The organism is Lentzea sp. NBRC 102530, assembly GCF_030269365.1.
Lineage (GTDB): Bacteria > Actinomycetota > Actinomycetes > Mycobacteriales > Pseudonocardiaceae > Lentzea.
In genome coordinates, this window is sequence record NZ_BSTF01000024.1 from 94,512 (window position 1) to 107,030 (window position 12,519).

1 protein-coding gene (cut by a window edge) is annotated in these 12,519 nt (G+C 67.6%); it reads right to left on the bottom strand.

Annotated features, from left to right (window positions below; genetic code table 11):
* Positions 1-12,043 carry the 5' portion of a toxin glutamine deamidase domain-containing protein gene (locus QSK25_RS40900; RefSeq protein ID WP_285646636.1) on the bottom strand. 23,141 nt of this gene lie to the left of the window's left edge, so 12,043 of the gene's 35,184 nt are visible here — the first part of the coding sequence; it begins with the start codon at positions 12,041-12,043; its stop codon lies off the left edge, out of view.
* Positions 12,044-12,519 lie beyond the last annotated feature (476 nt).

The following is a 12,519-nucleotide window of genomic DNA, read 5'->3' on the forward strand; positions in this document are numbered from 1 at the left end:
TTTCCCTGGGAAGACCGTGGCCTTGGAGAAGCCACACCGGGGCGTCGATCACGGCCAGCGGCATGAGATACGGGCTGAACCTCGCCGCCGATGTCTCCACTCCGTTGACGTCGACCACGGCAGGAGAAACCTGCTTGAAGTAGTACGCCGTCGTAATCGCGCCCGTCTGGATCTTGGAGCGATTCATGGGGACCGAAAAGTCGGACTGCCTCAACGGAAAGAACTGTCCGTGCACTCCGAGCAGGGAGTCCTTCAGCAGCCCTGAAACGAACCGCTTGGGTTGCGGGATCTTCGGAGACACCGAGACCAGTGCCCCGCTCTTGACCTCGACCCTGCCCCGGTCGGTCAGCGACCACCCCCCGTCCAGCGTGTAGACGTCAACCCACAGACCTCCCTTCACCAGAGACTCGCTCAGCTCGGCCCCGTCGACGGCGGTCCCGCTGGGCGAGAGGAACACGACCGGCCGGACCTCACCCTCTGCCAACGCGTCCTGAACACCGAGTTCCGCGCGCAGCACCTTGGCCAGCGACTTCAGTGGAACGGTGAGCGGCAGCCCGTCGTACCGATACGCCTGGAACCCGTTCGCCCCCTGTTCGGCGATCACGACGAACGGCAGCGCGAGATCACCGTATTTGGTCCAGTCCGCCTCCTCCGACCGGACCACGCCATCCGGCCCGGTGGAATTGATCAGCTTCACGCTGTCGAGCGTCACGTTCCACGCCCACCTCTGAGCCTCCCGAAGGCGGTTCTCGTCGCCGGGATACCGGACGAACGCCGCGACGGGCGTGCCCTCGGCATTCCTGAGCAACCAGGTGACCAGATCACCGGCTCGCAACCGCGACACCGAGACCCAGCCGATCTGCCCTGGGAACGCACCGCCCTTCAGCGCACGCCTGGAGTACACCTCGCCGAAGTAGCCTGCCTGGCGCCGCAACGCACTCGCGACCTCGAAGTCGACATCCCCGAACCCGATCTTCCTGCCGCCCGCCGGCATGTCCAGGACCACCGGGCGTTCTTCGCGCAGCCCCTTCCGGAACGCCGGCAGCTGAAGCAGAATCGCGCCCAGATGCCGGCCACCGATCTCGTGCAGGCGCGACGTGTTGTTCACGCCCGCGCCGTGCGTGGTCGTCACCACCGCGAGCTTGCCGTCGACGGTCTCCACCCTGACGATCATCGGAGCCTTGGCCGGTCCCTGGGTTCCTTGGGACAACGACGTGAGAATCTCGCTCAGGGGAGCTTCCGCGCTCTCGGCACGACGAGCACTCGCAGGCCCGCTGCTGAAGTTGAACTCAGATCCGTGGACGAGAGTGCGGACGGCGTTGAGCGGCAGCGCGGCACTGATAGCCATCTGAGCGTTGAGCCCGAGTTCGAACCCATCACGATCGAAGGCAAGCTCCCCCTGATAGTGGTGCATCTGCCACGGACCGCTCAGTTTCGCAAGCGCGGTCATCAAGTCCACGAGGGCAGTGCCCGACGCGACCCCGCCGGAGTCGTCGTGACGGACGAACAGCAGCAGTGGTGGCCGCCGCCGCAAGGCGGCCACCCGCGCGAACATCGGGGAGCCGAGGAGCAGGCGAGCCATCTCCTGCCCAGACACCTTGCGGGAGCGCCCACCGGTCAGTTCGAGGTTGAAGTACTTCCCCTCCGCGTCGGCGTCCAGGACCACCGTGAACGGACGAGTCGCCGCCCCCTCGGTGTGCTGAGCCCACACCTGCGGCTTCAACGTCCGATAGTCGACGCTGTGGTACCGGCTGCGGCGCTCCCACACGGAACGCAGGAGGAAGTCGGGGTTCTTGGACCTCAGACCGAAGCTCGTTACGCTGCGCACCAGGTCAATTGGGCCGGCCGACAGGACGTACGGCGCGGACTGCACCTGCTCCGCGGTGATGGCCCACTCCACCTCGGTCGACCGGATCAGCAGATCGTCCCAGAGCAACGCCGTGACGACCGGCACACCGGCGGGGCTGGTACCCATCCGGGCCGTCGCCTGCCACGCGATAACCTGCGGCGCCGCTTCGCGCAGCCGCTCCAGGAACCTCCGAGCCGCCACGTTCGAGTCGCCAGGAGTCCCGGAGTCGGCGGCGAGCAGCGCCACCTCCGAGCCACCAGACAACAAATGTCCCTGGAACGCAGGGGAACTCGCCAGCAGATCGGCGAACTCGGCCCCGTCCAGCAGCTTCCCGTCTACCCGGAACCGATCCTGCTCCATCGTCGTCACCACGACGAACGAAGTCAGCACGTTCGCCCGCACGGCCTTGTAGAGCGCGTCGTACACGGCCGGGCTCGTCCCCCCGGGATCGAACCCGATGCCACCAGGGTCCCCGGCCGCGGCGGGGAAGGTGGTGACGCCAAGGCCCAGCCTCACCCTCAGCCGCGACGCCAGCGCCACCGCCGCGGGCTCATCGTGCTTCACCCGTTCGGCAGCGACGAGCGTGCGCACGTCGTCCCACTGCCGCGTCAGCTCAGGCGTCAACTGGCCGGGAAGCGGGAGAAGGCGATCCGCTGTCTCCCACGCTTCCCGCCGCGCGTCCGGCGACGCCCCTGCGAGCACCGAGGAGCCGTGCGCCACGTCGTCTCGCCAACTCAGGTCGTGATCCACGACGGGCCGGCCCCAGGGGTCCTGCACGAGGGCGTGCACCTCGGCGTCGGCCGCGTGAGCGTAGTCGCCGGCCCGTGTCACGGTGCCGTGCTGCGCGTTCACCACGTGGACGGTGCCGTTGTGGTTGACGACGTTCAACGCGAGCAACGCCGCTGTCGGGGAGCCGTCGAGCACCACCGCCGACGAGCCCGGCCCGAGCCGCCGCACCTTGTCGACCACGTTCTCGAACGCGGTCTGCCCCTCGCCCACGCGCTCCGGCCGATGCCCGACCCTGTGCGCCATCATGTCGTGCGCGGCTTCGCTCCCGACGGCCTTGGCGTTGGGCATCGGCGCCGCCACCCGCGGTTCCCCGTACCACGTGTCCCTGAACGCGACCGCCGCATCGGCACCGTTGGTCTGGCGTCCCGTCTCCGCGAACACGGAGCCGTTGATCAACCGGGCGAAGGAGTGTGGATCGGCGAACCTCGTGCCGCGCGGGACGGTCGCGAGAAGCAGATCCCGCAACTGAGTGTTCGCCCTGGACATCGTCAGATCACGGCCGGTCTTCAAAGGCTGCGGCGGCCGCGTCGCCGGTACCCCGATGCCTTGGGAGGCGGCGAACTCCACGATCAGCCGTTGTGCGCGCTCTTCTCCTCTGGAGAGGGTCCACCACGTGACGACATCACGGAAGTCGTCCGCGTTCTGCCCTTGCAGCGCCGGCGCGACGGCGGCGGCGTAGTGGTGGACCGCTTCACTGTTGGCGAGCCAGTCGGTGTAGTCAGCGGGAAGCTGCGCGACTCGTTGCTTGGCGAGACTCACCACGTCGTCCCAGGAAAGCAGACCGAGGTCGAACTGTCCATTGTGGAGGTCGCGGGCCAGTGAGGCCAGCTCCACGCCGGTCATCGACACCAGTCGGTCGTGGAAGTAGGCCTGGTCCAACGCGCTCATCGCACTGACGCGCGTCACCAGGGCGACCCTGGCGTCGGAGGTCAGCGAGTCGAACCAGGCGCCGGCCCTGGACAGAGGCGCGGCCGCGAACTCCAGCCACGGAGCCCTGATGCTCCAAGCCCTGGCGATCACAAGCTCGGGCCGTCCGGTGGGCGACGGACCCACGGGCTTCTCGTTCAGCGGCCACAGCACCTCCTGCACGGCGTGCTCGGCGTCCAGCGGCTCCCCCACAGCGGTCGCCCATTCGGCCAAGGTCAGCGGACGGCCGGGGCTGACCTCGGGGTCCAGCACCAGATGCCCGCTGCCGGTTTCGATCGTCAGAGCGGAGTGGCTCGTCGCACCGATCAGGAAGACCCGCCTGATGTCATCGGCACCGAGGTTGTACAACGCCTCCATGCGCAGATGGAGGTCGGTCTCGCTGTCTGTCCCGGTGATCGGCACATCGGCCAGTGCGGCGAGGTATCGCGTCACGTCACCGGCGTCCAGAGGCGGCGGTACCGGCGCTACCGGCCCCGCCTGGCCGGAAGGAGCCGGGACGGGCGCGGGCGTCTCCAGGGCGACCTCGCCGATCATCTGGTGTAGCACGTCCGTGAACCGGGGCGGAAAGTCGGGCTCGCGTACCAGCAACGAACCGTCGTCGCCCGCGCGGTAGAACCTTCCCATCAGCGTCTTGTCGACATCGACGCCGTCCACGGCTTCCGGTCGGCCGTACTCGTCGACCAGACCGATCATGTGCATGAACTCGTGCGCGCCGAACACCGGCGGCTGGTCAGGGTGCCAACTGGCCTGGTCGACCTGCGCCAGCGCGGTCTTCGTGAAGCCGTCACCGGTCGGCAGCAGCGTCACCCTGTGAGGTGTCGCGGCAGGCTCCGCTTCCGGCTTGACCAGACGGAACCTCAGCAGGTCGCCGTTGGGCAGCCGGAGCTTGCGCTGGTTCAGGTACCGGGTCACTCCTCGCTGCGCGTTCCACCACGCCGCCTCGACAACGTCCTGTCCGTGCTCCTGACCACCGACGAGGTCCACGACCACGGTGATCTCAGTCGTGGGAACGGCGCTCTCCACCGCCCTTCGCACGATGAACTCGGACCGCTCCACCACGGGCACACCGACGTGCTCGATCCGGCCGGGCATCCCCGGTCGCCGCACCGTGCGCACCTGGCGCGGCAGCGACCTGATCCGGCCACGCGAGTGCGGCGTGGCCTGCGCCAGCTGGCCACGCCCGTGCTCGGCCGGCCGACTGGAGGACCGGTCCTGGTCCACCGCGCCCGGTGCCAGCACCCCCTCGTTCAGGCCGACCGGCACCGGAGCGTGCGGAAGCTGGATCTGGTCGGTCACACTCGACATCCAGTCGGAGTCGCCCAAGTCGAGTGCGGGTAGCACCGGCGCGTTCGTCCGCACCGGAGCCGCCGGAACCGATGGCACGGCAAGGTTCGCGGCCGGCCTGTCGGCCCGCGCGATCGGCTCCGTCCGTGTCGGCGGGGTGGCGGGACCCGATGTCGAGCTCACGGGTGCCGGGGAAGCGCTTCCCGCGACCTCGTGACCGCTTTCCGCGGCGGGTCGCGTGCCGCTGGACGAACTCGCGTTCGCCACGGGTGTCGCGGTCGCCTCAGGCGTCGACGTCACCGCGGGCGTCGCGGTCGCGACGGGCGTCACAGTCACCTCAGGCGGCGCGGTCACCTCAGGCGGCGCGGTCGCCCCAGGTGTCGCGGTCACCTCGGGCGTCGTGGGCGTCTCGTTCGGCTGAGTCTCCGGTTCCTCGGCGATCGACGACAAACCCGGCTTCGCACCGGCGCTCTGGCCTGCCCGCCTCGACTTCACGGAGGCTGGCTGCTTCTCCTCAGCCGCCGGACGTTTCGCGGCGGGCTCGCCGGTACGCGCCTCCTCTGCCTCGTCGCGATGCAGGCCGGCCACCTTGCGGTCGTAGTTCTCCTTGGCGTACCACCATTCGCGCGCCTCTGTCTCCTCGTTCTGCCGCGCCACCTCCAGCTTGTTCAGAGCCACGAGGAACTCGCGCAACCGCTCCAGGTCACCGCCGCCCGGTGCGAGCTCACCGTCCACTCTGGTCAGTAGGTCCGACTTCGCCCGCAGGTCCGTCTCGGCCTCTGCCAGGGCCGCGCGTCGCCGCGCTCGTTCCCCTTGCGCTTGTCGCCAGAGTTTCGTCGACGTCGTCCAGCGAAGCCGGACCGTCTCCGCGACGCTGTTGTTGAACTCGACACGCAGTCGCGCCACCTCGGCGGTGCGCTGTTCGATCGCGGTGGCCAGCGCGTCGCGCTCGGCCAGGCGGAACGCCCGTTCGCGGGCGGCGTCACCGAGCGACCGTTCCAGCGCCTTGCTCTCCGCTTCCGCGCCGCTCGTCTTCTGGTTGGCCTCGAACCACGTCTTGCCCTTCGCGGCGAGCAGCCTCGTCGCCTCGACCAGTTCCGACGGAAGGGCCTTCCCCGTGATCTCCTCCGCCTTCGCGTCCAGCATCCGCACGGCATAGCCGTCGTACACCGTCAGATCCCGATAGACCGGCTTGATCCTCTTGAACCGCCTGGACTGGACCTTGGGCGTGGGGACACTCGATCCGTTGTCCTGCTCCACCTTCGCGGCGCCGGTCGACGGCACGACACGACGGCCGAACCTCGTCACCTTTTGACCGCCGTGCGAGATCATGGTGAACGGCTTGGTCCACGTCCTCGGCCTCACGGTGCCGGGCGAACCGCCGTCGGTGACCGCCAGTTTGGTCAACTGGTCGGTGACTCCACCCGCCAGCTTCCTGGTTCCCCTGACGAACCCGCTGTTCGTGACCTTCTTGACGGCGGGATCAGCCTTGAGGGCCTTGACGAAGTTCCTGACGCGGTGCGTCGGCTCTTTCGGCGTCGACAGCGTCGGCTTCACGACGATGCGGATGTCCGCGTCGGTCAGCAGAACACGGGACAGCTTGTCGTCGGGCGCGATCGTCCACGGCATGAGCGGATCGAACATCCGAACCGGACCCATGTTCCTGGTGCTCGCGACCTTTTCGGACTCCGGTCCGTTGTAGATCGTGACCTGACGGTGTGCCGCGCCTGACTTGTCCGCGAGCGGGCTTCGCTGTGACGGCTTGTCCGCGGCCTGGTCCGCGCCGCTCGCGGCGCGACTGTCGGGGCCGAGGACGTTGCTCTCGCCTCCCGCACCGTACGGCGATACGGCCATCACGTCGGTGGCGTGGCCCGTGAAGAGCTTCGTCTCCTCCCTGAGGGACTTCATGGCGTACGACTTGATGTCCACCGAGGCGCTGGCGCTGGCGAAGCGCGGGGCGCGCAGCCTGATGTGGATCTCCAGATCACGACCGAGCTTGCCGGGCAGCGGGACCTTGAAGTCGCCGTCGACGGCCGCCGTCAGTCCCGCGCGGACGTTCGTCACCGTGATGCTCGATCTGATCAGCCGGCGCAGTGCCGCGTCGACCTTCACCCCGGACTGTGCCAGGGCTTCCTCCGCCTGACGCCGGAGCACTTCGATGTCGCCGAAGTAGTGCTCGGCCCAGTAGCTGGTGATGTCGGGCAACTTCACGACGTTCTCGTCGGGAGTGCCGGAACGCCAGTCTCGCAGAGCCTCGTCGGTGAGCTTCGTCGCCGGCTGGTCCGGGGTGATCTCGGCATGCCCGAACTTCGCTCGCTTCGGTTCGGGGAACGTCTCCTCCGCGAGCTTGTCGAGGCCGACCTCCCTGGACACGGGCAGGGACGCGAGGACCTCGCCGTGCCGCTCGACCTTCAGCTTCAGCTCCAGCGTGGCCGGGTGGCTCACGGCCGGTCCCTTGAGCGAGCCCGCGTGGGTGTACTTCGACGCGGTCTCAGCCGTCGCCTTGGACTCCCGGATGCCGAAGACACCCTCGATCCCCTGGCCCGCACCGACCTGCCCCTGAGCGCGACCGTCCTCTGTGGCCGGTCCCTGTTCCTCCCTGATGGCGAGTGCGGGACGTGGGGAGAGGATCGTGGTCAGCAGCGTCCGTGCCCGGCTCTTGACCGTCTTCGCGCCGAACTCCGCGGTCACCGTCGACTTGAGCTTCGTGAAGAACTTGACCACGCCTCGCCGGGACGTCCCGGCGATCTTCCCCTCGATCACCAGATCGTAGGTGCGCCCGCTGAACCTGTCCTCCAGGCGGACCGGTTCCAGTCGTCCGCCGTTGATCAGGCTGTTCGCCATGCCGTGCACGTCGGACAGGACCGCCTTGATCCTGGCGGTGTTGGCGTTCTTGGGATCGAGGGCGCTGTCGGGCAGCAGCCTGGCCGCGAGCTCCGGTCCGACCGCCGGGTTCTCGCCCAGATTCCGCCTCAGCGCGGCGATCTCGCCCGACAGGTCGACCGGCTCGATGGCGCCGCCGATGCCGAGCGACTGCTTCTCGACCTTGTCCTCGCGCAGGGAGTAGGGCACATCGGTCTTGCGAGCGGGGTGCGGAAGGACGGGCTGGGTGTCCGCGACGGGTTCGCCGACGGCGAGTTCTTCGAACTGCTTCTCGGTGAGCCAGACCAGCGCGGACTCCGGCAGATCGACGACCTCGCCTGCCGTGGCCGGTGCGTCCTGCTCCATCGAGAGGCTGAGGTTGCTCTTGTGCCGGGCCTCGGCCGTGACCGTGGCCTCCAGGTCGACGCGCGCCAGGATCATGCGCTGCGGAGGTGTGCCGACCCCGAGCTTCTCGCCACCCTTGAGGTGCTGGCCCTCTGCCTGTCCTCTGCTGGAACTGTAGGGAGAGACGACCCACACCAGGATTCCTCTGGGCGCGACCTCGTTGTTCCCCGCGCCGGCCGTGGACGTGTAGTCCAGGTTCGTCACGATAGGCACGAAGACCCCGTAGACACGCTTCTGCGAACCGGAAGCACTCAAGGCCGTCTGCTTGGCCCAGGCCTCGTGTTCGCGGAGGAACTCGTGGAACTGCTCGCTGCTCGGCTGCCGCGCGGACAACGTGGCCTTGAACGAGACTCCCAGTCCCGCGGTCAGGTCCGCGAGCCGCCGCTCGTGGTGAAGCTCGGCGGGGCCGATGACCGTCGTGGTGCTGAGCAGCATCGTGTTGTTCTTCAGGACGTCGACCGACAGCCGATCGTTGAGGGCGAGTCCGAAGTTGTGGTTGCGAGACCGCACGACCGGGTCGTTGTCCGCGGCGGTGCTGAGCACGTTCTCCGCGCTCTCCCTGAGAATCCGCACCGCCGAGGACGAGAGGCTCACGACACGGACGTCGTCGAACGAGCGGGACATACCCGGCTGGAGCGCGAGCGGGGGCTTGAGGTCGTCGCCGCCGAGCGGCGCGTTCGGCTTCGCCGCCGGTCCGGCTGCGAGCAGATCCGGGTTCGGCTCGGTGAGCAACGTCTCCGGCAGCAGGAGGCGCACGTCGAACGTCACGGGTTCGGGCGTGGTCAGCGGAACGGTCTTCGGAACATCCCTGCCAGGGCTGCCGGGGATGAGTTTGCGCAGCGACCTGACGCGCCGTTCCGTGAAGTCGATCTCGGTGTCGATCGTCAGCCTGGTGCGGAACTGGCGAAGCTTGAGGTCGCCGAGCTTGCCGTCCTTCGTCAGCGTGTCGGCGGCCTTGATCTCGACGTTGCGCTTGGAGGTCTGCGTCAGGCCCTGCCCGGTGAGCTTGGACCGGCCACCGCGATACCCGAACAGCAGCACGAGGAAGGCTGCGGTGGTCTTCGAGTTCTTGAGCGGCATGAGCGCCCTGCCCTGCGGGCCAAGGCCGAACTCACGCTCCTTGGCCTGCTCGAACTCACCAGCGCCGACGATCTTGTTCCGGTACTGCTCCCTGGCGGTGACGTCGTCGAGGGAATCTCCCTCCTCGATCTCACCGAGCCGTCCCCTGAGGATGATCGTCTCCTGGCGCACGTGTCCCCAGGTCGTCCTCTGCAACGGAATGTGGAGGCCGTTTCCGCTCATCATCTGTTCGACGAGCACCTCGATCTCCCGCTCCGACAGGTGATCCCTGATGGCGGCACCCGTGGCGATCGCCTCGGCGAACCGGCCCGTCAGCCTCGTGAGATCGGTGTCGGTGAAGTCCTTCGCGAGCCGGTAGCGGTTCTGCTTCTCGACTTCGCGGTTCGCCTTGATGTTGGCCCATACCTTCGCGAATCTCGACTGGTCGAGGTACCACCCCTCCTCCAGCGGCACCTTCGGCAACTGGGTCAGCACGGGCTTGAGCGCGTTGTAGAGCAGCTCGCCGCTGTTGACCTCCTCCAACTGGCCCAGCAACGCGTCGCCCAGTTCGAACTCACGCGGCCCCTGGGTGGTCCTGTCGGTTCCCGTGCGGAAGGCGGGGGTTTCCTCCGTCTCGACGATTCCGTACTGGACGGCTTTCCGCTTGCTCGTCCACTGGTGAGCGCTGACCACGTTCTCCAGCTTCAGCGGTTTCTTGCCCCGGTTTCCGGCCTGACGCACCTCAAGGTCGTAGACCATCTCGTAGCGAACCTGGTCGCCGTTGATCTCGATGCCGTGCTTCGCCGCAGATGACTGCTCGTGGCCTGTCGTCGTGTGCTTTTCGACGGTCATGTCGTAGGCGACGCCACCGCCGATGTTGACCAGGAACTTGGCGTCGAACCCGACACCCTTGTAGCCGTTCCAGCGCAGCAGGCGGCCGATCCTGGCCTTCGTCGAGAACTCGTTGTGGTGGTGCGAGCGGTTGATGACCGACATCTTCTCGGTGCCGTTGACCCGCACCCACCGGGCGACCGCGCGCATTTCGAGCTGGGTCGACTTCTTGCGCCAGTTCCTCTTGAGCGGGTCGCCACCCTGGAAGATCTGGTCGGAACGCACCCAGCCGACCTCGGGGTTGTTGTCGCCGTCGAACACGGCCATCCGAGCGAGGTTGCCCTTGATGTTGCCCTCGTTGAGGAAGTCCTGCACGACCTCACGACCCTGGGTACCGACGGCGACCGCACCCTTGTACTTCGGTCCGAGCATCTCGATCACCTGATCGGGAATCGACCTCGAAGCCGGATCGTCCTTGCCCCTCGTGATGGTTACCGACTCCACGGCGATGCTCTTCGGCGGTAGCTGCCTCACCGGGCGGATTCCCATCAGCTCCAGCACGGCTTCCTGCCGTTCCCGCTGGGTCATGGCGGGGTCCACGTCGCTCAGGGACTCCTTGCCGGAAAACACGTCGTGAACGCGATCACCGGCGATGTCGGACGAGTGCAGATCCGGCGACAGGGCCAGGACCGTGTTCGCGTCGTCCTCGGTGGCGACCGGCAGACCGGACGCGCCGAGCACGGGCAGGCCGGTGTCGATGTGCCGGAGCGAGAACTTGATCCGCATCGGAACGTCGACCTCGTGCGTCGACGAGAAGAACGTCATCATCGAGCCGGCCACCTCGCGCTTGCGGACGCTGGTGACCTGCTCGTCGGGCATCGCGGAACCAAGGACCTGGTCCAGGGTGACGAAGCCGGGCAACCCGGTGAACTGACCCATCGAGGTCGCCTGGAACGAACGCTGGTGCGTGGCGTCCGTGGCCGACCTGGTCTTCGCCTTGGTCTGCATCCTCAGCGTGTAGGAGGCTTTCCTTCTGACCTCGATGTTGTCCCAGTCGAAGGCTCCTTCGACCCTCAGTTCGTACTTCACGCCGTCGCCCTCGACGCCGATGGGAAGGCCACCATCGTGCAGCGCGATGGACGCGAAGTTCTCCAGGAACGGAACCAGACCGTCCTGTCCTTGCCAGGACTTGACTTCCGGCAGCATCTTCTTCAGCTGATGCCTGAGGTCGAGAGCCGGACCCGACAGCTTGGTCTTCTGCTCGGCGGTCCCGAGCGAACGGCTCTGCCGAAGGTAGGCGGGCAGGCTCCTGCGAATCTGTTCCTCGGTGAGCACGTTGCTGGTTCTCGTCTTGCCGCGCCGGTTGTGGCCGTGGACCACCTCCTCACCCTCGAAGTCCCGCGAGGGATCGGGGTCTGCACCGGAACCACCGATAGCGCCGGAGGACTCAGTTCCACCGCCGTAGACCTTCGGCAGGATCGTGCCGGGATCGACCTCCGGGGTGACGACGGTGTCCAGCGGATCTGGCTCTCCGATGTTGAGCGCCAACACGTCGAGGTAGCGCTGGGACATCGCGACCTTGGGAAGCACAGGGCGGCCGTCACGGTCCCTGGTGACATGCCTGCCCATCAACGTGTCGTCGAGGTTGAAGCCCTCCTGCTCCGCCCCCGTCGAGTCCTCCGTGTACTCGTCTGGGAGGCCGAGCATGTGGTTGACCTCGTGCGCGGTCTGCGCCGGGAACTGATCTGGCCTCCAGTGGTTCTGGTCGATGACCTGATCGCGGCCGAGCACCACGGTGTGATGTGCCGGTTCGCTCGCCGAGACGGGAACGACGCGGACGCGGATCAGCTCGCCGGAGGGCAACCGGAGGTTCGGCTTGTTGTGGAACTCGTCGACAGCCCTCTGGGCGTCGAGGATCGCGCGGTTCCGATCGGCGCCGCTGACATCTCCCTTCGTGGCGAAGTTGATGCGAACGGTGAGCTCGACGACTCCGTCGGGTCCCTGGCCGGCGCGTCGCACTTCGAACGCCGATCTCACGACGGGCGTGTCGTCCAGCGCGCCAAATCGCGGCACCGCGTGCCGACGCCCGCGCTGCGCCGCAGGAGCGCCCGCGAGACGTTCGCGTGAGTAGCCATGCGGAGCACCACCGAGCGCAAGCTCCGGCGCGGCGGCGTCCCGGCCGAGTTGGCCGGTGTCGGTGGTAGGTGAGTCGAGTCCGAGCGCGGGTCCGATGGGGATGTCGCTCTCGTGCCTGAGCGGCAGTCTCGCCGCGGTAGCCGTGTCGGGTTGGGCTTCGGCAGGCTGGGTCTCGGCAGGCAGGAAGTCCTGGGCCAGGCTGTCGTGTCCAAGCGTGTCGGGGGCAGCGACCGGCAGGAACCCTCCTGTATCGCCGACAGCGAACGGCGCGGGCGTGGCCTGGAAGTTCGTCGGCGGTGTGTTGCCGTTCGAACCTTGTGGCCGTTGTGGTGTCGGTGTGGCTGAGTTGCTGGTGTCGGTGCGTGCCGGGTTGGTTT